The sequence below is a fragment of the Campylobacter concisus genome (assembly GCF_902460665.1).
Taxonomy (GTDB): Bacteria; Campylobacterota; Campylobacteria; order Campylobacterales; family Campylobacteraceae; genus Campylobacter_A; species Campylobacter_A concisus_AL.
This window is the reverse complement of sequence record NZ_CABPUR010000001.1, coordinates 422319-444154: the sequence shown is the minus strand read 5'-3', so window position 1 is coordinate 444154 and position 21836 is coordinate 422319. Positions and strand designations below refer to the sequence as shown.

20 protein-coding genes and 1 pseudogene are annotated in these 21836 nt (G+C 38.2%); 5 read left to right on the top strand and 16 right to left on the bottom strand.

From position 1 onward, the window contains the following. Positions 1–182: 182 nt before the first annotated feature. From efp to pheS, 8 genes are all read right to left on the bottom strand, one after another. Positions 183–749 carry an elongation factor P gene (gene efp, locus F3G66_RS02260; protein WP_149707008.1) on the bottom strand — a complete coding sequence of 189 codons (567 nt, stop codon included), beginning with the start codon at positions 747–749 and terminating at the stop codon, positions 183–185. A gap of 19 nt (positions 750–768) precedes the next feature. After that, complete coding sequence (serA, locus tag F3G66_RS02255; RefSeq protein ID WP_223154202.1) at positions 769–2349, bottom strand: phosphoglycerate dehydrogenase; 1581 nt, start codon at positions 2347–2349, stop codon at positions 769–771. Further along, entirely contained in the window at positions 2343–2825 is a 483-nt protein-coding gene (locus tag F3G66_RS02250; protein ID WP_149707007.1) for a hypothetical protein, read from the bottom strand. The genes serA and F3G66_RS02250 overlap by 7 nt, the downstream gene beginning before the upstream one ends. A 5-nt stretch (positions 2826–2830) precedes the next feature. Then, positions 2831–4507, bottom strand: coding sequence for a 30S ribosomal protein S1 (locus F3G66_RS02245; protein ID WP_149707006.1), 1677 nt, complete (start codon positions 4505–4507; stop codon positions 2831–2833). Between the two features lie 80 nt (positions 4508–4587). Further along, positions 4588–5412 (bottom strand): 4-hydroxy-3-methylbut-2-enyl diphosphate reductase, encoded by an 825-nt coding sequence (locus F3G66_RS02240; protein ID WP_149707005.1) that lies wholly within the window; start codon positions 5410–5412, stop codon positions 4588–4590. Next, positions 5402–6679 (bottom strand): 3-phosphoshikimate 1-carboxyvinyltransferase, encoded by a 1278-nt coding sequence (gene aroA, locus F3G66_RS02235; RefSeq protein ID WP_149707004.1) that lies wholly within the window; start codon positions 6677–6679, stop codon positions 5402–5404. Before aroA ends, F3G66_RS02240 begins: the two co-directional genes overlap by 11 nt. Then, entirely contained in the window at positions 6676–9012 is a 2337-nt protein-coding gene (gene pheT / locus F3G66_RS02230) for a phenylalanine--tRNA ligase subunit beta (protein WP_149707003.1), read from the bottom strand. The genes aroA and pheT overlap by 4 nt, the downstream gene beginning before the upstream one ends. Next, on the bottom strand, positions 9009–10004 hold the full coding sequence (gene pheS / locus F3G66_RS02225) for a phenylalanine--tRNA ligase subunit alpha (protein WP_085657680.1): 996 nt from the start codon (positions 10002–10004) through the stop codon (positions 9009–9011). The genes pheT and pheS overlap by 4 nt, the downstream gene beginning before the upstream one ends. Before the next feature lie 118 nt (positions 10005–10122). Here pheS and F3G66_RS02220 point away from each other — a divergent pair, with 118 nt between their 5' ends. Next, positions 10123–10476, top strand: a complete 354-nt coding sequence (locus tag F3G66_RS02220; RefSeq protein ID WP_072594719.1) for a histidine triad nucleotide-binding protein — start codon at positions 10123–10125, stop codon at positions 10474–10476. 45 nt (positions 10477–10521) lie between these two features. Here F3G66_RS02220 and F3G66_RS09780 read toward each other — a convergent pair whose 3' ends face one another. The 3 genes and pseudogenes from F3G66_RS09780 to argH form a co-directional block, all read right to left on the bottom strand. Then, positions 10522–10830: a CZB domain-containing protein gene (locus F3G66_RS09780; RefSeq protein WP_410470308.1), complete on the bottom strand. Its 309-nt coding sequence runs from the start codon at positions 10828–10830 to the stop codon at positions 10522–10524. 57 nt (positions 10831–10887) lie between these two features. Continuing rightward, positions 10888–11193 (bottom strand): annotated as a pseudogene (locus tag F3G66_RS09775) (methyl-accepting chemotaxis protein); the annotation flags it as partial. Positions 11194–11638: 445 nt separating this feature from the next. Next, entirely contained in the window at positions 11639–13051 is a 1413-nt protein-coding gene (gene argH / locus F3G66_RS02210) for an argininosuccinate lyase (protein WP_149707001.1), read from the bottom strand. Between the two features lie 205 nt (positions 13052–13256). On the opposite strand from argH, the gene F3G66_RS02205 reads away from it, so the two are divergent. Beyond that, on the top strand, positions 13257–13646 hold the full coding sequence (locus F3G66_RS02205) for a hypothetical protein (protein WP_149707000.1): 390 nt from the start codon (positions 13257–13259) through the stop codon (positions 13644–13646). Positions 13647–13648: 2 nt separating this feature from the next. Here the strand turns inward: F3G66_RS02205 and F3G66_RS02200 are convergent, their stop codons facing one another. The 4 genes from F3G66_RS02200 to F3G66_RS02185 are packed head-to-tail and all read right to left on the bottom strand — an operon-like array spanning position 13649 to position 17124. Then, positions 13649–14188 (bottom strand): oxidoreductase, encoded by a 540-nt coding sequence (locus tag F3G66_RS02200; RefSeq protein ID WP_149706999.1) that lies wholly within the window; start codon positions 14186–14188, stop codon positions 13649–13651. Positions 14189–14190: 2 nt separating this feature from the next. Next, positions 14191–16368 (bottom strand): heavy metal translocating P-type ATPase, encoded by a 2178-nt coding sequence (locus F3G66_RS02195; protein ID WP_149706998.1) that lies wholly within the window; start codon positions 16366–16368, stop codon positions 14191–14193. Between the two features lies 1 nt (position 16369). Next, entirely contained in the window at positions 16370–16573 is a 204-nt protein-coding gene (locus F3G66_RS02190; RefSeq protein WP_149706997.1) for a heavy-metal-associated domain-containing protein, read from the bottom strand. After that, complete coding sequence (locus F3G66_RS02185) at positions 16570–17124, bottom strand: GNAT family N-acetyltransferase (protein ID WP_149706996.1); 555 nt, start codon at positions 17122–17124, stop codon at positions 16570–16572. The genes F3G66_RS02190 and F3G66_RS02185 overlap by 4 nt, the downstream gene beginning before the upstream one ends. A 152-nt stretch (positions 17125–17276) precedes the next feature. On the opposite strand from F3G66_RS02185, the gene F3G66_RS02180 reads away from it, so the two are divergent. Genes F3G66_RS02180 through F3G66_RS02170 form a run of 3 tightly spaced genes read left to right on the top strand, consistent with a single transcriptional unit; the run spans position 17277 to position 19857 of the window. Continuing rightward, positions 17277–17984: a YebC/PmpR family DNA-binding transcriptional regulator gene (locus F3G66_RS02180; protein WP_149706995.1), complete on the top strand. Its 708-nt coding sequence runs from the start codon at positions 17277–17279 to the stop codon at positions 17982–17984. Positions 17985–17995: 11 nt separating this feature from the next. Beyond that, the gene (locus tag F3G66_RS02175; protein ID WP_107785127.1) at positions 17996–18490 is read left to right on the top strand and encodes a peptidylprolyl isomerase; all 495 of its coding nucleotides are present in this window, start codon (positions 17996–17998) and stop codon (positions 18488–18490) included. A gap of 11 nt (positions 18491–18501) precedes the next feature. Beyond that, positions 18502–19857: a cation:dicarboxylate symporter family transporter gene (locus tag F3G66_RS02170; protein ID WP_149706994.1), complete on the top strand. Its 1356-nt coding sequence runs from the start codon at positions 18502–18504 to the stop codon at positions 19855–19857. 353 nt (positions 19858–20210) lie between these two features. On the opposite strand, the gene pckA is transcribed toward F3G66_RS02170, so the two are convergent. Beyond that, the gene (gene pckA / locus F3G66_RS02165) at positions 20211–21785 is read right to left on the bottom strand and encodes a phosphoenolpyruvate carboxykinase (ATP) (protein ID WP_188115821.1); all 1575 of its coding nucleotides are present in this window, start codon (positions 21783–21785) and stop codon (positions 20211–20213) included. Positions 21786–21836: the final 51 nt, after the last annotated feature.

Sequence of the window (21836 nt, the reverse complement as noted above, 5' to 3'; positions counted from 1 at the left end):
GATATTTGGCTATATTTGGATTTTTATAAAATATAAAAATTTTGTGTATTCTAAGCTAACACTGTTTGAAATTTTACAATGTAGAAATGAAGTTTTTGCTAAAGCCAATACTTTTTAAATAGTGACTTTAGCTAAGCATTAGATTTACTAAACGTAAATTTAGTAAGAAAGATTAAGCTGCTTTATTTATTTGCACGCTCGATATACTCACCGCGAACAGTATCCACACGGATAATCTCGCCCTCAAGTACGTGAAATGGTATCTGAACTACCGCACCACTCTCAAGAGTAGCTGGCTTTTTGCCACCTTGTGTGTCGCCCTTGAAATTTGGTGGAGTCTCAACTATCTTTAGCTCGACTACTTGTGGCACTTCAACGCCGATCGCATTGCCATTGTGAAATAAAATTTCAACCATCATGCCATCGATCATCCATTTTTTTACATCACCCACATCCTCATCGCTAATAGCAACTTGTTCATAAGTAACCGTATCCATAAATTGACAATACTCACCATCATCATAAAGATACTGCATCTCTTTTTCTTCAAGATGTGGTTGCTCGCATTTATCGCCTGCGTGAAAAGTCTTTTCAAGCACTTTTCCGTCGATAAAAGATTTGATTTTCGCACGAACAAAAGCTGCACCTTTGCCCGGTTTAACGTGTTGATATTCTACGATTTTATAAGGAACGCCATCGATCTCAATCTTTAGCCCTTTTTTTAGATCGCCCATTGAATATGAAGCCATTTTTTATCCTTTCAAAATTTTATATAACTGCGTATTGAGCCCAAACGCAAGCTTCAAGTGCGTTTAGTCTCTCTAACGTTTCTGCTTTTATATGTTCATCAACCAAGATGACAGCAAGTGCCATATTGTGATCATCTCTACCAAGGCGGAAGTCTGCGATATTAATCTTTTCATCAGCTAAAATTTTACTAATCTGAGCAATAACGCCTGGCACATCATGGTTTTTAAAGATAATCATCTTACCTTTTGGCTTAAAGTCGGTCTTAAAACCATTTATCGTTACGATACGTTGCTGATTTTCACCAAATACCGTTCCACCTACGGTTACAATACCATTTTCAGTAGTTAAGCGAACTGTGATTTTATTTTTAAAAATGCTATCTCCGCCAAGGCTAGTTTCAGTCACTATTCCTTTTTCATCGCATAAGAATTTAGCATTTACGTAATTTATCGCATCACCAAGACTCTCTTTTAAAGCACCTACGATTGCAAAAGTTAGCATTGAATTTGCATATTCGCTAATCTGACCGTGAGTCTCGATACGAATGGCCTTGATAACGCTTTTATTTATCTGTGCAGCAAGAAATGCCATCTTACTTGTAAGATCGATATAAGGCTCAACAAATGGCGGTAGATCTTCTGTTTTTATAGGTAAATTTAACGCATTTGGATAGCTTATACCGCGAGCTGCTAAAATAGCTTGTTCGACTGCCTCAACTGCGATATTTCGCTGTGATTCAAGCGTATTTGCTCCAAGATGTGGAGTGACACTTACATTGTTTAGATCAAGAAGCGGATGATCAGTTGCTGGCTCTCTTGTAAAAACATCAATACCAGCGAATGCTATTTTGCCACTTTTTAGTCCTTCATAAAGCGCTTCTTCGTTATAAAGACCGCCTCTAGCGCAGTTTATAAGTCTTACGCCATCTTTCATTTTTGCGATCTCTTTGGCGCCGATCATATTGGTTGTTTCTTTAGTTTTTGGCGTATGGATCGTGATAAAATCACATGCTAAAATATCATCAAAATTTTTAGTATAAGTACCGCCCATATCGATAACTTTAGATGGGTCAATATATGGATCATAAGCGATAATCTCCATACCAAAAGCTTTTGCACGAACAGCTACTCTCGAGCCAATATTGCCAAAGCCGATCACGCCAAGCTTTTTCTTAAAAAGTTCAACCCCATACCATTTCTCACGCTTCCAAATTCTATCTAGCTTTAGATCATTATGAGCGTATTCAAGAGATCTAGCTGAAGCTAGCATATGCGCCATTGTTAGCTCAACCGCGGCAATAGTGTTTGCAGTTGGAACGTTCATAGCTATTATGCCACGCCTTGAGCATCCTTCTATATCGACATTATCTACACCAACACCAGCTCTAACGATAGCTTTTAGTTTTTTACCAGCGTTTAAAAAGGCCTCGTTTACTTCAGTTGAGCTTCTTGTTATAGCAACATCAGCCTCGCCTAAAATTTTTAAAAGTTCATCTTTGGGCGTATTAACTGCGTCTATTACGTTTATATCTTGCTCTTTCTTTAAAAGTTCAAAACCTACTGGATGTATCGCATCGCAAACAATGATAGTTTTCATAATTTTACCTCTCTCACACTTGAGTGGATATCATAAACTCTTAGTTCTAAAATGATATTTTGTAGAAGTTTAGAGTCTTGAGTATTTAAAAATATCTGGCTTTTTGCACCATCTTTTACAACAGTAAAATCGACCTCACTTTTTCTTAAAGTCTGCATCAAACAAAACATTGAATAGATATCATTTTTATCTATCAAAAGCTCATATGCAGTAATCTTTGGTTTTTCTATTTTGGGTCGGTTGTATTCTATAAAAATTTCATTTACAGGCAGCACATAATCCCTTTTTCTAATAGTTGCTAGCTCACTCATCCAGTTGGTATTACTGGTCGTATTTTTGGTTAAATTTTGCTCATTTGTGATATTTTCTTCAGGTATTTGACTGAAATTTACACTTGCAAATTTAACAAGAGAAATTCCAGCCAAACCCAATATAACAAATAGCAGGACAACTACTAATAAAAGTATGCGTCTGCCCATTTAAACTAAAGTAATTGTTCTTTTATGATATCGCCAAGTGTTACTTTATCATCGTTATCATTGATCTCATTTAACACTTCACGCTCTTTTTGTTTTGCTAAACGGCGTATGCTCAGGCGAATTCTATTTTTCTTCTCATCGATAAATGCAATAGCTGCTTCGATCTCATCGCCGATCTTAAGTGTGCTAACATCTACACTGCCTAGATCTTCTTTGCGGATCAGTGCATCAACGTTATCACCAAGCTCTACAAATACGCCAAAGTCTTTAATATCGCGAATTGTTCCTTTTACGATATCACTTACATTAAATTTACCAGCAAATGCTTGAACTGGACTTTGTTTTAGATCTTTTAGGCTGAGTGAAACTTTTTGTTCAGCGCTATCGATTTTGATGATTTTTACTTCAAGCTCGTCACCAGCTTTAAACATGTCTTTGCATTTATCGTTTCTATCCCAAGATGCGTCTTCGTTATGCAACAAGCCTTCAATGCAACCCACTCTAACAAATGCACCAAAATTTGTGATAGTTGTCACAACGCCTTTTACTACGTCACCTTCTTTGTGTTTTGCCTTAAACTCATCAAATGGCTTTGGAAGTAAATTTTTAAGGCTTACTCTTAGGCGGTGTCCTTTAGCATCAATTTCAATAACTTCAACATCTATTTCTTGGCCTTCATTGATGTGATCTTTTGGATTTTTGATATTTTTGTCCCATGAAATTTCAGATATATGTAAAAATCCTTCAATATCATTTCCAAGATCAACAAATGCACCATAAGGCTCGATATTGCTAACTGTAACTTTGATAGTGTCACCAACTTCTAGCCCATCATTTATGATCTCTTCCCAAGGATCTGGAGTAGCTGCCTTGATAGATAAAGACAAGTGGCGTTTTTCGTTGTCATAGCTGATAACTTTAACTAAAACTTTATCACCTTCTTTATATAATGAGCTAGGATTTACTGGGCCTTTATAACTTATCTCACTGTAATGCACAAGTCCATCAACTCCGCCAACATCAACAAACATACCATAAGTTGTGATTTTCTTAACTGTACCCTCTATAACGCTATCGTTTTCTACTATGTTTGATAGGGCTTCTTTGCGTTTTTTGCGGTCGTCATCTAAAATTTTCTTTCTTGAGACAACGATGCTATTCTCTTCTTTATCAACTTTTATAACTCTTACTTTGTATGATTTTCCAACTACGCCCTCAGCGTTTTTAAATCCACTGTGCGTTCTTGGTAAGAAAAATTCTACGCCATTTGCGTCTTGAGTGATAAAACCACCTTTATTTTTTCCAACTACTTTTACGTCGATTTCGCCAGAATTATCAGGATCGTAAGCTTCGATGAAAGCTTTAACTTTCTCTTTTCTAAGTGCTTTTTTGTGCGACACTATAGGTCTTCCATTTCTTGATCCAGTTATTACAACTTTGATCGTATCGCCAACTTTATGCGTCAGATTGCCGTTTGCGTCAGTGATCTCAGAAACATTTAAAATGCCTTCTGACTTCTTGCCAACGTCGATTAAAACCTCATCGCCATTGATACTGACGATCTTTGCGTCACTATCTTCTTCAGTCTTTTTAAAAGACTCCTCTAACATCGCAGCAAAATCGATATCTTCGATATCTTCGTCTTTTGCTTTTCCTAATTGAACACTTTTGTTCACAGCCATCTTGATCCTTTAAATTTTATTATGCCAGTAGAGGCAAATTAGCTTATTATAGTTAATTGTGGCTTTAGCTAGGATAAATTTTATACTTTTTTGATTCTATCAACGACTTTTTGTATGATCCAGTCAGGCGTACTAGCACCAGCACTTATGCCACACAAATTTTTGCCCTCAAACCATGATTTTTCAAGCTCTTCTTCGCTTTCAATGAGGTAGCTATCTTCGCAGAAATTTTTAGATATTAGGTAGAGTTGTTTTGTGTTTGAGCTGTTTTTTCCACCGATTATTATCATCACGTCAGCTCTTTTTGCTAAATTTTTAGCAGCCTCTTGGTTTTCAAATGTTGCGTTACAGATGGTGTTAAAAACACGCACCTCTTTTACATGAAGCATGAGGTAGTTTGCGATTTGCATAAATTTCTCGACTTTTCTAGTCGTTTGGCTAACAAGTGCAACCTTTTGCTTAAATTTAATACCCTCTAGCTCGCTCTCTTCAAGCACGACGTAGACGTTACCCTTGGCGTATGACTTCACGCCTTTTACCTCAGGGTGGTGCATGTCGCCATAGATCACCACATCATAGCCCTCTTCACTCATTTTTTCACAAATTTGCTGCGGCTTTGTCACAAATGGGCAAGTTGCATCGATTACTTTTATATCGGTTTTTTTTAGCTCCGCAAGGTCATTTTTAGTAATACCATGAGTACGGATGATAGCCTTTTTCTCATCTTTTAACTCGTCTATGCCCTCAAGCGTTTTTACATTGTAGTTTTTCTCAAGCCTGTTTATCTCTTCATTGTTATGAATGAGGGGCCCAATGGTCGCAGCATCTCCTGCATTTTCAGCAATCTTTATCGCCCTTTTTACACCAAAGCAAAATCCATAACTACTAGCAAGCTCAATCTTCAACTCTAGCTCCCATTTTCTTTAAAATTTCAGCAAAATTTGGAAACGAAGTGGCGATAAATTCGCTCTTTTCTATCTGCATGCCACATTTTAGTCCAAGTATGGCAAAGCTCATCGCGATCCTATGATCTCCGTGGCTATCTATCGTGGCAAATTTAGCCTCTGAACCATTTATGATAAAACCATCTTCAAGCTCACTTGCCTCGACACCGCATGATTTTAACGCATTTATCGTGACGGCTATCCTATCGCTCTCTTTTACACGAAGCTCTTTGGCATTTATCAGCTTACTTTGGCCTTTAGCGCAGGCAAATGCGATGGCTAAAGCTGGAGCTTCGTCGATGAGCCATGAGATATTTTCGCTAACTTCTACACCTTTTAAGTTTGGCGAGTATTTAACCTCGATATCACCGATATCTTCGTATTTACTTGAGGTTTTGTGAAATTTTATCTCAGCTCCCATTTTTTCTAGAATTTTATAAGCTTCGATGCGAGTTTTATTTAGCAAGATATTTTTTAAAATAGTGTGTGAGCCCGGAATGATAAGTGCTGCGACTGCAAAGAAAAATGCAGAGCTCGGATCATTTGGCACATCTATATTAAGTGGCGCAAGCGGGGCTTTCATTGGCTCTAGCGTGATTTCTAGGTCATCGCGCTTTATATCAGCTCCCATGCCAGCAAGCATGCGCTCAGTATGATCTCTGCTTAGCTCTGGCTCACTAAATTTGCAGCCATTTGAGTAAAGAGCCGCCAGCAAAAGCGCACTTTTTACCTGAGCTGAGGCGATCTTGCTATCAAAATCAAATCTTTCAAATTTAGTCCCTCTTATGCAAAGCGGAGCGTTGTTTGCGTTATTTGCACCATCTATCTTTGCGCCCATATCATTTAGAGGTTTTGCTATTCTAGCCATTGGACGTGAGTTTAAATATCTATCGCCACTTAGCACGAAAAAGCCATCCTGTGCGGCTAGTAATCCCATAAAAAGCCTCATCGCTGTGCCCGAATTGCCACACTCTAAAATTTCATTTGGCTCTTTTATCTTTTGCGGTGGAGTGATAGTGATTTCATCGCCGTTATCTTCGATCTTTGCGCCAAGGAGCTGAACTATTTTTAAAGTATTTAGCGTATCGCCTGCTCTTAGATAGTTTCTAACGCGAGATGGCTTATCGCTTAAAAGCGAAAAAATCGCGCATCTATGCGAGATGGACTTATCTGCTGCGATATCGTTAATAGTTAAATTTAGACTTTTTTCTAATGGATAAATTCTCATCTTATTCCGATATTTAGTTTCTCTTTTAGCTCGCTTAAAATTTTATCCATAAGTGCGTTTATATCGTCATCCTCGAGTGTTTTTTCCATATCTTGGAATGTAAATTTGAGGCTAAGACTAATCGAGCCATTTAGTTTCGCATCTTTGTAGATATCAACTGGTAAAAATTCTTTTAGCTCTTTTAAATTTAGCCCTCTTATACACTCATAAATTCGTCCAGCCTCGAAATTTTTAGGCACGATGAGGCTAAGATCCCTTGTAGTGCTTTGAAATTTAGAATAAGGCACTGCCAAAATTGGCTCAAATTTAAGCTTAGTAAAATCAATCTCGCAAACATAAGTTTTTGGCAAATCTCTTTTTGCCTCTACTCTTGCATCAACTCTGCCGATATAGCCGATATTTTCGCCATTTTGATAGATGTGTGCTTGTTCATATGGACTAAGATATGAGATGCCCTGGCAAGGTTTTAGTTCAAATTTACCTATGACATTTTGCACCATCGATGCAAATGCGTAGAAATTTGCCTCCTCGCCCTTTGCGCCGTTTATTAGTGTAGGCTCTTTTAAAAGTCCAGACGCAACAAAGCCTAAATTTAAGCCCTGATTTGCATTTTCGTCAAAAATTTCTCCAAGCTCAAATAGCCTAACTGAGCGTTTTGAGTTTTTGATATTTTTCTCGCTTGAGCTTAGAAGGTGATTAACAAGTGTCGGTCTAAGTGTATTTAACTCGTTGTTTATAGGATTTAGTATCTTGACTTTGCATGGTTTAAAATTTAGCTCGTTAAGCTCGTCCTCACTATCAAAGACATAGTGCACGCTTTCAAAAAAGCCATTATCTGCTGCTCTACGCCTTAAATTTAGGGCGTTTTTATAGTCAAAATATGTCTTATTTAGCCTATTTTTCTCAGAGAAATTTAGTGGTTTTGAGGCGATATTGTCTATGCCTACTATCCTTACGATCTCTTCGCAAACATCGTGAGAATTTACTATATCGTGGCGAAATAACGGCACTTTTACGTTAAAGCTTTCTTGCTCAACATTTACTGCGATATCAAAGCCAAGTTTCTTTAAAATTTTAACGACGTCATTTCTAGCTATATCTTGACCGATCATATTTTTAAGCTCAAAAAGAGAGATGCTTAGTGTTATAGGCTCGGTGTTTAAAAGCGACTGCTGTGAGCCAGCAAAGAGATTTAGTGCATCTTTAAAATTAGCAAGCCTTTTAAATAAATAATCCGCACCATAAGCTAAATTTGGCTCACTGCCACGACTTGAGCGATAAATTTGATCACCCTTTGGTAAATTTTTATTTTCAAAAATAGCTTTTGAAACTACATCTGGCTTTACATAGCTAGCTTCTACTAGGATCACTTTTGACTTCTCATCCACCCTTGCTATGTCACTTTGGTAAATTCCAGCAATGCCTAAATTTTTATCCCCACAATAAACGACACATTCGCCATTTTCGCCATTTTTTATATCAAAAACAGCCTTTTCACCTTCACTTACTAGTTTAGCGTGATCATAAGCCCTAAATAAAACGCCTGTGCAAAATGTCGCATATTCAAGCAGTCTCTCTACTAAATTTGTCTTTTGGCACTCTATTAATGCTAGACGCATGCGAGTTATTAGATTTTCATATAGCCCTTCTTTTAGCTCAAAAGCCTTATACAAAAATGACCCACTTACTTTATCCTCTGCTCGCACAGAAGCTATTCTGCCAATACCTAGTAAATTTTCGCTTTCATCGTCTTCGTGGCTATCTTTCATATTTAAATCAAGCGCTGCACAAATTTCTCTTGCGATGCCATGTAAATTTTGGCAATCGCCTCTGTTTGCTGTGACATCAACTTCGATTATCGTATCTTTAAATATCTCAAATTCGCTAAGACTTGTACCAAGTTTTAGCTTGCCGATACTCTCATCAAGTGGCAAGATGCCGTCATTTGTCTTAGGTAGCCCTAGCTCAGTTGAAGAGCAGATCATACCACTTGACTCAACACCTCTTAGCTTTGCTTTTTTTATCTCAAGACCATTTGGCATAGTCGTGCCAATAAGTGCAACTGGCACAAACTGGCCAGCTTCAACATTTTTAGCCCCACACACGATCTGAAGCGTCTCTCCACCAACATCCACTTGACAAATGCTTAGTTTATCGGCATCTGGGTGCTTCTCTCTACTTTTTATGTAGCCAACCACAATACTCTTTGGTAAATTTATCTCTTTATAGCTATCAACCTCTAGCCCGATAGAATTTAATGTCTTTGAAAGTGTCTCGCCGCTAACGTCGCTAAGGTCGATCCACTCGTTTAACCAATGCTTTGAAATTATCATTTAAACTGCTCCAACAATCTTAAATCTCCCTCAAAAAGCGACCTTAGATCAGGCACTCTATGAAGCAACATCGCAAATCTCTCAACGCCAAGGCCAAAAGCGTATCCACTTACATTTTTATAGCCAACTGCCTTAAATACATTTGGGTCAACGACTCCGCATCCGAGCACTTCAAGCCAAGTAGTCTGCTTGCACACTCTGCAGCCCTTGCCGTGGCAGAATATACAACTAATATCAACCTCTGCGCTAGGCTCCGTAAATGGAAAGAAGCTAGGGCGAAAACGTACTTCAACATCGCCAAACATGTGCTTTAAAAAGCCCTCAAGCATTGATTTTAAATTTGCAAAGCTAACTTTCTCAGCATCCTCCACCACAAGGCCCTCAACCTGGTGAAACATCGGTGTATGCGTTAAATCCATATCACGTCTAAAGACGGTGCCTGGCGCTATCATGCGAATGGGCGGCTTTTGATTTAGCATAGTTCGCACCTGAACTGGACTCGTATGCGTCCTTAAAAGCCTAAAATCATCTAGGTAAAATGTATCTTGCATGTCCCTTGCTGGATGGTATTTTGGTAAATTTAGCGCCTCAAAGTTGTGAAAATCATCTTCTATAAGCGGCCCAGTCTCGAGCGAGAAATTTAGAGCTAAAAAGTATTCAATTATCTTATCCATCGTAGCCATCACAGGGTGAAGCGCTCCACTAGCAACAGGCTCGTTAAATAGCGTGATATCAGCGGCCTCTTTTTTCATCTTGTTATCTATCTCTTGCTCGCTAAGCTCAGCCTTTTTAGCTTCTATTAGCGCGCCAAGCTCATCTCTTTGCTTGTTTAAATTTGCTGCAAATTCCTTTTTCTCATCTTCGCCAAGCTCTTTTAGCTTTGCAAAACCTTGCGCCAAGATGCCCTTTTTGCCAAAAATTTCTACCCTGACTTTTTCCAAATCGTCAAGCGTTGAAATTTCATTTTTGATTTTATTAACGAAATCTTGCAATTTTTTGCCTTTATAAATTTTTGAGTCGATTTTATAGAAAAAGAGTTAAAATCAAGATAAAGAGCACGAAATTTAAGCACACTTTGATATAATTTTGCAAAATTTCAAAGGAGCTAAAATGACCATATTTGAAAAGATCGTAGCTGGTGAAATCCCTTGCAACAAAGTGCTTGAAAGCGAGAAATTTCTAGCTTTTAACGACATAAATCCAAAAGCACCGATCCACATCCTAATCATCCCAAAAAAACACTATAAAAATTTCCAAGAGATGGATCCAATTTTAATGGGAGAGATGACAAAATTTATCCAAGAAGTAGCGACCTTAATGGGCGTTGATAAGAGCGGATACCGCCTCATCACAAACTGCGGTGAAAACGGCGGTCAAGAAGTTATGCATCTGCATTTTCACCTACTTGGCGGAGCTAAGCTTGGCTGGAGCGAAGGCGTAGCTGATCCACAAAGCACATTTTAATAACTTATAAATTTTAGACTCAAAGCCTGAGTCTAAAATTTTATTCTATTTTCTGGCAGCCTTTATAGCTTCAAGCAACTCTTCAAAACCTACTTTACTTGAGTTTTCGACATCTTTTAATATTTCAACGCCAGGTAGATTTCCTTTATCTTTATCAGCAAAAATAACCATCGCTTTTTCTAGTCCATAATGAACATTTTCATGATAAGCTGCGATACTTGAGAGAATTTTGGCATCTTTTACAAGAGTATTTTTCACATCTTTTTCATACCATTTGCTAAATCTACACTCGTGAACATCTTGAATCTTATTAAACTCATTTAAAAGCACGCCTCTATATCCATTTAGCTTCATGTTGATGTGATCTATCTTGCCGTTACTTACATTGACCTCGTTTGTTACGTTTAGGGCTTGATTTAGGATATTTTGCGTATTTGCATTTACACTTGAGATATTTCCTTCAAATCCACCTAAAATTTTCATAGCATTTACAGAAATTTTTGAGAAATTCTCACTCATTTCGATCATCGTATTCGCACTTTGCTTAAGTCCATTTATATTTACTTCTACTTCAAGGGTTGCTTTTTGAGTGCGTTCAGCTAGCTTTCTAACCTCATCTGCCACGACAGCAAAACCTCGTCCATGCTCACCAGCACGGGCCGCCTCAATAGCAGCATTTAGAGCTAGTAAATTTGTCTGATCTGAGATATCTTTTATGAGATTTATGATCTCAACGATAGAATTTACGCTTCCATCAAGCGAAGAGGCGTCGTTTGAGAGATCGCCACTCATCTGGCTTACTTGCTCGATCGAGTTTAAAATTTCAGCCGTTTGCGACTTGAGTTCGCCTGTCTCTTTGAAAGTCTTTTCATTTAGTCCATTTATACTTTCAAGCATTTTTAGGTTTTCTTCCATTGTTAATTGCAAGAAATTTATACCATCTTGATAACTTGAAAGCAATAAATTTACAGCCTCTTGCTTATCCTTAGCTTGCTCTTTTGGCTCGCAAGTTTTGGCATTTTTTAGCTCATTTTTAAGTGCTAAAATTTCAGCCTTTAAAGCTTCATTTTCTCTCTCTAAAGCTTCATTTTTACTAGAAAGCTCTTTATTCTTGCCATCAAAAAACATTTTTCATCCTTTAAAATTTGTAGACTTTGCGTAATTATAACTCTTTTTTCTTAAGCCAGTAATCTAAAATTTCTATCTGCTCATCAACACTTTTATTTGCCGTGCCGCCTTTTGAAGTACGAGCCTCTTTGGAAGCATAAAGATCTAAAAATTTAATAGCATTTGCATCTAAATTTTTATCCACACTTTTTAGCTGCTCTTCGTTTAATTCACTCAAATCAAGTCCCAAGCTTTCAGCCTTTGCGACAGCTTTGCCTGTGATAAAATGCGCCGTTCTAAATGGGATATTTTTTTCACGCACTAGATAGTCTGCCAAATCAGTCGCACTTAGATGCCCAGTTTTTGTAGCTTTTAGCATGTTTTTTTCGTTAAATTTAGCTGTTTTTATCATCTCGTTTAGGATGGTAGCCGAGCTTAAAATGGTCGAGACGCTGTCAAACACGCCCTCTTTATCTTCTTGCATATCTTTATTATAAGCAAGTGGCAGACCCTTCATCGTAGTTAGTAGCGCTACTAAATTTCCATTTACACGCCCAGTTTTGCCGCGTATGAGTTCAGCAACGTCTGGATTTTTCTTTTGAGGCATAATGGAACTTCCTGTGCTATAAGCATCGCTAATGCTTATAAAGCCAAATTCTTGCGAGCTCCAAAGTATGAGCTCCTCGCAAAGCCTAGAAGCGTGCGTCATAAAAACGCTAATGTTAAATAAAATCTCAAGCGCAAAATCACGGTCGCTCACGCTATCCATCGCATTTTGCGTGCAACCTGCGAAGCCAAGCTCACTTGCAACGATAGTTCTATCTATCTTATGAGGAGTGCCTGCAAGGGCTGCTGAACCAAGCGGACTTAGGCTGTTTCGCTCATATGAGCTAACAAAACGCTCGAAATCTCTTTTAAACATAAATGCATATGCTAGCAAGTGATAGCTAAGGCTTACTGGCTGAGCGTGCTGAAGATGTGTGTAGCCTGGCATTAACGTATCTTTGTGGTTTTTTGCCAAATTTGTAAGCGTGGCGATGAGCTCTTTGATGAGAGATGAAATTTCTAAATTTTTCTTCAAAACGTAAAATTTAAAATCAAGCGCGACTTGGTCGTTTCTGCTTCTAGCTGTGTGCAGTCTACCTCCAAGCTCGGCGCCGATGATCTGGCTAAGTCGCTTCTCAACTGCCATGTGTATATCTTCATCTTCTAGCTTAAACTCAAATTTACCTGCTCTTATCTCAGATAAAACCTCATCAAGCCCCTTTATGATCGCCTCTGACTCATCTTTTTTCAAAATTCCACAAATTCCAAGCATCTTTGCGTGAGCCTTGCTACCGGCAATATCTTCTTCAAAAAGATTTTTATCAAAATTTATAGAGGCGTTAAATTCCTCAAGCAGCTTCGAGCTAGCCTCGCTAAATCTGCCCTCCCACATCTTTTTGTATGCGTTTTTCTCTTCTTTCATAGCTTTGCCTTTAATTAATTTTGCGTGATTTTAACAAAATAGCACTTAACTGGGTATTTTAACTATAAAGTTGCAAAAAAGTTATAAATATAATTTATCTTTAAGGATATAGAAATATAATTCAAAATATAACTTTTTAAAAACTATTTTAATTTTCTATTGAATATAGTTTAAAATAAAAATAATCTATAAGAGGAAGGATGGTATGCAAATAGACGCGAATATGAACTCAAATATTTTCTATCATGATGGCTATACATCTATCTCTTCAAATAGCTCAAAAATAAGCATGTTAGTATCTTCTGGCTATGACAAGAAAAATATTGTTAGAAGCAATGAAGTACATGTAGAACAAAGAGAAGATGCTAAAATTTCCCCTATAATTATTAATAAAGCAAGTGCCATACAGTTACAAAAAGACTTAGAAAAATTACAAGAGCAAAAGCTAGATATTTCACATAAAATTTCAAGCATCCAAAGCCTAAAAGATCGTAATTCTATGCAAATGCTTCATTACTTAAATTTAGAGCAGTCAGCTATCCAAAATAACATTTTAAGCATTAAAACTCAAATGATAGAAATGGCACAGGCTTAAGACTAAGCCTTACCAATAATAGTTTCTAGAACCAAGCAAAAATCCTCTAAAAAATATCCCATTGATTTATAAAAATTGCTAGTTGCGTCTTTTTGGATATCTTTTGAAAGCTGTTTAGCATAAGGCAAGAAAAACGAGACACTAAAGGCTGCAAGAAGTTTCATCGACTCAATCGTTGCCTCATTTTTTAAAATATTTGCTATTAAGATTAGTTGATTTGAGATGCTATCAACCTCTCCCATTTTTGGCTGAAAATTTATAGCCTTATAAAACTGAGCTAGATCATCTTTTGCAGATGAAAAATAGTAGCTCGCCTCAAATTTTGACTTTAAAATGACAAAATCATCACATAAAACCGCACTACTCTCATCTTTAATAAATTTAGCATAAAGCTCGTTACCTTTCTTATTTGCCTCACTATTTGTCTGCGTTATCCACGCATTTGTCTTTTTGATACGCATAAAAGATGAAACATCCAAAATGCTATTAAAATTTGTAGCAAGTGCAGCTGCTACGACGCTATAAAGTTCTCCAAATTTCAAATTTAATCCTTAAGTCGTAAATATCTAAGTCTAAGTGCGTTTAAAACGACAGTAACAGAGCTAAGACACATCGCCATTGAGCCATAAACTGGATTTAAAAGTAGCCCAAAGACTGGATAAAATACGCCAGCAGCCACTGGAATACAAATAGCGTTATACATAAACGCCCAAAACAAATTTTCTTTTATATTTGCCATAGTAGCATTTGCTAGTCTAACTAGTCCGGTCACGCCTTGCAAATCATTTTTAACAAGCACGATATCTCCGGCACCCTTTGCGATATCTGAGCCTGAGTTCATAGCGATACCTACACTGGCCTCTTTAAGTGATGGCGAGTCGTTTATGCCATCTCCAACAAAGATCACGCCACCTCGGCTCATGAGCTCTTTTACCTTGTTAAATTTGTCCTCAGGCAGCATATTTGCATAATATTCGCTCACATTTAGCTTAGCTGCAATGTTTGAAACCACTTTTTCATCATCGCCTGAGAGTATCACACTTTGTAAATTTAACCTTGAAAGCTCGTTTATAACGTCATTTGCTTCATTTTTTAGCTCATCACTTAACGTTAAAAAGCCGCTAAATTTTTGATTTAGCACACAAAGTATGACGCCGCTTCCATCATTTGCAGCCTCTTTTGTTGCTTCACTATCTGCTTCATTTAGCAAGATATCGTTTGCTGCGAGCAGCTTTTCGTTACCTATTATTATCTTGTTACTCTCGTCTTCATAGACGATGCCTTGACCAACTACGTTTTGGAATTTGCCATTTAGCTTTTGTAAATTTATGTAATTTTGTTTTGCGTATCTTACGATCGCTTTTGAGATCGGATGCTCGCTTAAATTTTCAGCAGATGCCACTAGCTCTAGCTCTTTTTCGCTCAAATTTGAACTTTTGACGCTGATTAGCCCCTTACTTAGCGTGCCAGTTTTGTCAAATGCTACAAATTTAGCATCTTTTATAAGCTCCAAAACCTCTGGATTTTTCACCAAAATCCCAGCTTTTGCACCACGCGCGAGGGAGCTTACGATTGCTATTGGCGTGGCAAGTCCCAGTGCGCATGGGCATGAGATGATAAGCACGCAGATCGCGCTAGAGATCGCATAGGCGAAATTTCCACTAAAAATTATCCATATAAAAAATGTAAGAACTGAGATCGCCACGACGCTTGGCACAAAGATGTTTGCTATCTTGTCAGCCAGCCGTCCGATAGGCATCTTTTTAGAGCTAGCGTCGCTTAACAAGCTTAAAATTTGAGATAGCAAGCTCTCAAAAGAGCTCTTTGTCACCTTGACGCTTATATAGCCATTTGTGTTTAGAGTGCCGGCAAATACGCTATCTCCCACCTCTTTATAAACTGGCAAGCTCTCTCCTGTAAGCATAGAAGCATCTATCTCAGCGCCACCTTGAACTATCACGCCATCACTTGGGATGTTGTAGCCATTTTTTACGATGACGATGTCGCCTACTTTTAGCTCATTTACATTTACCTCTTTACTATGTCCATCTGGCATAACCAAAAAGGCGGTCTTTGGTGAAATTTTAAGTAGCGTCTTTAGGTAGTCACCAGCTTTTGCTTTTGAGCGCTCTTCAAGGTACTTGCCAAGCAAAACAAAGGCTATTATCATCGCTGCGCCTGAGACATAGACATTTTTTAGATCATCTGGGATGAAATTTGAAAAGATCACAACAAAAAGCGAGTATAAAAATGCGCTGCCACTTCCAAGAGCTACAAGCACGTTCATATCGTAGTTTTTGTTTTTAACAGCCTCTATGGCGTGAGCAAAGAAGTCTTTGCCACTAAAAGCTAGCACCAAAAACGCTAAAACTAGCATGAGTAAATTTACTAGCAAGCTGTGAGGTGCGAACATCTCAAGCGCCATTATCACGATGCTTGTTATAAATGCAAATATAAATTTATTTCTTATCGAGGTTATATGCTCGTCTCTTTTGGCTTCAAATTCATCGATATTTGTCGCCACAAAGTAGCCAAGCTTCTTTATCTTTTGCTCTAAAACTTCACGCACGCTGGCGTCTTTTAGGACAAACTCACCGCTTGCATTTGCAAAATTTACATTTGCTTCAAGCACCCCATCTATCTTTTTAGAAACTTTCTCGATAGCGTTTGAGCAATTTACACAGCTCATTCCCGCTATATTTAGCTTGACTTTTAAAGGCATATCAAAGCTCCTTTATAACGTCAAATCCCAGATCAGCCATTTCTGATTTAAATTTCTCTACATCGCCATCTTTTATATCAAGGCTTACTTGCCTTGGCTCTTTGCTAAGATCGACTTTTATCTCGCCAAAGTCATCTTCAAGTGCGTTTTTTATAGTATTTGCGCAGTTTTGGCAATGAACGTTATTTACCTCAAATATTTTCATATTATCTCCTTTATCATGTGGTCGTATTCGTGTAAATTTATGATCTTTTTGGTGTTAAATTTAAAGCCAAGGCTCTCGTAAAATTTACGAACTTTTGGCTTATTTGTATCTACTATTAATGAAACCTTTTTATGCCCCAGCTCTTTTGCTACGACAAATGAATGCCTTATGAGCTCTTTTGCCAGTCCCTGCCCTCTAAATTTCTCATCGACAGCGATACTATCTATATAAAACTCATCATCAAAACACTCTTTTTCTACCTCGGCGTCTTTGCCAAGTGCTTTTAAATGCTGTGAAATTTCTCTATCAAGCTGCTCCGCGTCGCCACCAAAGTAAGCACACATCGCTGCGATAATTTCCTCGTTGTTTTTATAAACAAAGATATTTTTATAGCTTAGTCTATTTGTCTCACTTTTGAAAAAAATTTCTAAAATTTCATCACTTTTAATAGGATCATCGTAGCCACTTAGCTTGTAGGCGATATCCTCCATTGCTAGATTTAGTAGCTTTATGCAGCTTTTTGCATCTTGTTTTTGAGCATTTTGTATCATGTGCGTCATTATAAAACTCTAGCTTAAATTTTTACCAAATATTTTTTTTAAATTTACAAAGTTAGGCGCTTTGGCTAGCAAACTAAAAATGTTTTAAAAAAGTATAAAATTTTTTTAGTTATAATCCGTAAAAAATTTATTTAAGGATATTTATGGGACGAGCATTTGAGTACCGAAGAGCGGCAAAAGAAGCTAGATGGGATAAGATGAGCAAGGTATTTCCAAAACTTGCAAAAGCTATAACAGTAGCCGCAAAAGATGGTGGTTGTGATCCAGATATGAACCCTAAACTTCGTGCAGCTATCGCAGCGGCAAAAGCTGAAAATATGCCAAAAGATAACATCGATGCAGCTATAAAAAGAGCAAATGGCAAAGATAGCGCCGATATTAAGACTATTTTTTATGACGGCAAAGCAGCTCACGGCGTGCAGATCATCGTCGAGTGCGCGACTGATAATCCAACGAGAACGGTTGCCAATGTTAAAGCGATATTTAGCAAAAATGGCGGAGAAATTTTGCCAAGTGGCAGCCTTAGTTTTATGTTTACAAGAAAGAGCGTTTTTGAGCTTGAAAAACCAAGTGCAGATATCGAAGAGATCGAGCTTGAGCTGATAGACTATGGTCTAAGCGATATCGAGGCTGACGATGAGACGCTATTTGCTTATGGTGATTATGCAAATTTTGGCACACTTCATGAAGGTATCGAAAAGCTAAATTTAGTGGTTAAAAAAGCTTCACTTCAATACTTACCAAATCAAACCGTGAATCTAAGCGAAGAGCAAATGCTTGAGGTTGAGAGACTTCTTGATAAGTTAGAAGACGATGATGACGTTCAAGCAGTTTATACAAATATTGAATAAAAAGGATATACATGCGTTTTGATGAATTAAAAGTTTATGATATAAATTTAGACGAGCTAAAAAAAGATAAATTTGCAGTTTTAGAGACAGACAAAGGCGAAATCAGACTTGAACTTTTTGCCGAAGAAGCTCCACAAGCTGTCGCAAATTTTGTCCATTTGATAAAATCAGGCTTTTATAATGGTCTAAATTTTCACAGAGTTATACCAAATTTTGTCATCCAAGGTGGCTGCCCAAATGGAACAGGCACGGGCGGTCCTGGCTGGAGGATAAAATGCGAATGCGATAAGCAAAAGGTAAAACATGAGCGCGGTAGCCTTAGCATGGCTCATGCAGGACGCGATACTGGCGGATCGCAGTTTTTCATCTGTCATAGCAAGCAACCTCATCTTGATGGCGTGCATACAGTCTTTGGAAAATGCGTTGATGAAGAGAGCCTAAAGGTGCTTGACGCTATAAGACAAGGCGATAAGATCATCTCTGCTAAGATCAGAGAAAGCCTATAAAGGGGAAATTTATGAATAATACTAAAAAGCAAGGAAATCTTGCTGTAAGATTATTTACCAATCTTGCCTTTTGGGTTGTGATCGGTATTGTTGGTGGCGTTATCGTTGGCATGGTCGCACCTGAGCTTGGTATAGCAAGCAAACCAGGCATTGATTATTTTATAAAAGCACTTAAAATTTTAATTGGCCCTATTATCTTTTTAACGATCGTTTCAGGTATCGTTGGGCTTGAAAGCTTAAAAGATCTTGGCACCATCGGACTTAAGGCGTTTATCTACTTTGAGATAGTTAGTACACTCGCTCTTGCTGTTGGTATCATCTTTGGCGAGACGCTTCGTCCGGGGCACGGCATGAACCTTGACTACACTCAGCTTGATGCCTCAAGCGTGGCTAAATTTACATCTCAAGCTGGCAACATGGACGCAAATAGCGGCTTTTTAGCACATACGCTTCATCTTTTAAGAGGCGCTGTGCCAGTAGATGACATCTTCCCTTACGTGCATATACTTGATCCATTTATAAAGTCAAATACACTTCAAGTGCTTTTCATGGCGATAGTCGTTGCCATCGTGCTTTCGTTGCTAGCGCATGATAAAAAGCAAGCTTGTCTAAAACCGCTTGAATTTATCCAGCACTACGTCTTAAAGCTACTTACTTGGCTTATGCTATTTAGCCCAGTGGCTGCTTTTTCGGCGATGGCTTATTTGATCGGTAAATTTGGCATCGGAACGCTTCTTGGTATGATGGAACTTCTTGTCGTTATGGCGCTTGCAAGCTGCTTTTTCATCTTTGTCGTGCTTGGCGTCATTTGCTACTTTGCCAAAGTCAATGTCTTTAAATTTATGCGCTTTATCTCAAAAGAGGTCTTGGTCGTTTTTGCGACAAGCTCGAGCGAAACAGCTCTTGCGCCACTTATGCAAAAGCTAGAAGCAGCTGGCATAAATAGAGGCGCGGTTGGCCTTATCATCCCGACTGGCTATTCATTTAACCTTGACTGCACCAACATCTATCTAAGCCTAAGCGTTATCTTTTTAGCTCAAGCATTTAATATCCCGCTAAGTTTTGAGCATCTAATAAGCATTTTAATCGTGCTAATGATCACAAGTAAAGGCGCTGTTGGCGTTACAGGATCTGGCTTTGTCGTCCTTGCTGGCACACTAAGCGCACTCCCAAGCACTGGCATACCAGTCGTCACCGTGGCTGTGCTACTTGGCGTTGATAAATTTATGTCAGAGATGCGTGCTGTTGGTAACCTTTGCGGTAATGCCGTTGGCTGCATGATCGTATCTATCTGGGATAAAAAGGTCGATATGGAGAAATTTAGATACGCACTAGATCATCCAGAGGAATTTCACTTTCACTCATAATATACATTTATAATTATAAGGGCAACTTTGCCCTTATTTTTTCTTTTTACCATAAATTTATGCAATCTATCTCCTCCTCTCAAACCTATAAAAATTTTTAAAAACAGCATCGTAATAAATGATATTTGATAGCTGGTTCAAGCACAAAAAGAAAAACTAGAGACTAATTGTAATAGGAAAATTTTATTAGTAACTCATATATTTGTATCTAATATTTTGTTACTTACTAGAATAAATTTACAAATGTAATACTTGAGATTAGAATTTAGAAGAGAGATACTTTAAATTTAGTCATATCAAAAATATCAAATAAAAAGACTAGCCTTGCAAGAAGCTTTGCAAGGCTATACAAATTAAGCTTTTGGACCAGCTTTAGCGTACTCAACGCCCTCTTTTACATCTTCGTAACGTTTGAAATTTTCAACAAACATTTTAGCAAGTTTATCGCGTGAAGCGTTATACTCAGCTGGATTTGCCCATGTGTTTATAGGATTTAGCAGTTTTGTCTCGACACCATCAAGCTCTTTTGGGATAGCGAAGTTAAATTTATCAAAATTTTCAAATTCGCATTTTGTGATGCTGCCATCAAGGATCGCATTTATGCAAGCACGAGTTGCTTTTATACTCATACGCTTGCCAACGCCGTAAGCACCGCCACTCCAGCCTGTATTTACAAGATAGACATTAACGCCGTGTTTATCGATCTTCTCGCCTAGTAGTTTTGCATAAACAGTTGGGTGAAGTGGCATAAATGGCTCGCCAAAGCAAGCGCTAAAAGTAGCAACAGGCTCAGTTATACCGCGCTCTGTGCCAGCAACTTTTGCTGTATAGCCACTTAGGAAATAATACATCGCCTGCTCTTTTGTGAGTTTTGCAACTGGAGGGAGTACGCCAAAAGCGTCAGCGCTTAAAAAGATGATATTTTTTGGATGGCCAGCACTTGAGCTTGGCTCGTAGTTGTCGATGTGATAGATCGGATAGCTCACGCGTGTGTTTTCAGTCTTTGAGCCATCTTTGTAATCAACCACGCCATTTTCGTCAGCCACGACGTTTTCAAGTAGCGCATCACGCCTGATCGCTGCGTAAATTTCTGGCTCACTACTTGGATCAAGGTTGATACATTTTGCGTAGCAACCACCCTCAAAGTTAAACACACCATCATCGTCCCAGCCGTGCTCGTCATCACCTATTAGCTTGCGTTTTGGATCAGTTGAAAGTGTGGTTTTGCCAGTACCTGATAGGCCAAAAAATAGCGCTGTATCGCCCTTCTCGCCTACGTTTGCAGAGCAGTGCATGCTTAGTTTACCCTCAAGTGGCAACCAGTAGTTCATCATAGAAAAAATGCCCTTTTTCATCTCGCCGCCGTACCATGTGCCGCCGATCACTGCAACATTTTCCTCGACATTGAAGATAACAAAGACATCTGAATGTAGTCCATCAGCCTTGTAGTCTTCATTTTTTGTTTTACAAGCATTATATACTACAAAATCAGGCTCAAATTTAGCTAACTCTGCCTCACTTGGACGGATGAACATATTTTTTACAAAGTGCGCTTGCCACGCTACTTCGGTGACAAAACGGACTGATTTTTGGCTCTTTTTGCTAGCCCCACAAAATGCATCTTGGATGAAAATTTCCTTGCCGCTTAGCTGCTCTTTTGCTTTTTTAAGAAGCTTGTCAAAAAGCTCTTTTGTGATAGGCTGATTTATCTTACCCCAAGCGATGTATTTTTGGCTTGGATCTTGCTTGACGAAATACTTATCTTTTGGGCTTCTTCCAGTAAAAATTCCCGTATCAACCATAAATGTGCCGTTGCTTGAAACCCTGCCTTCGTTGTTTGCCTTTTCAAGCTCAAAAAGCTCGTCGTAGCTTAGATTGTGATTTATCTTTTTGATCTCTTTTAGACCTAGTTCGTCTAATTTGTTTATCATGTTATTTCCTTTTAAAATTTTCATTTTTTATAAATTCTGACCTAAAAG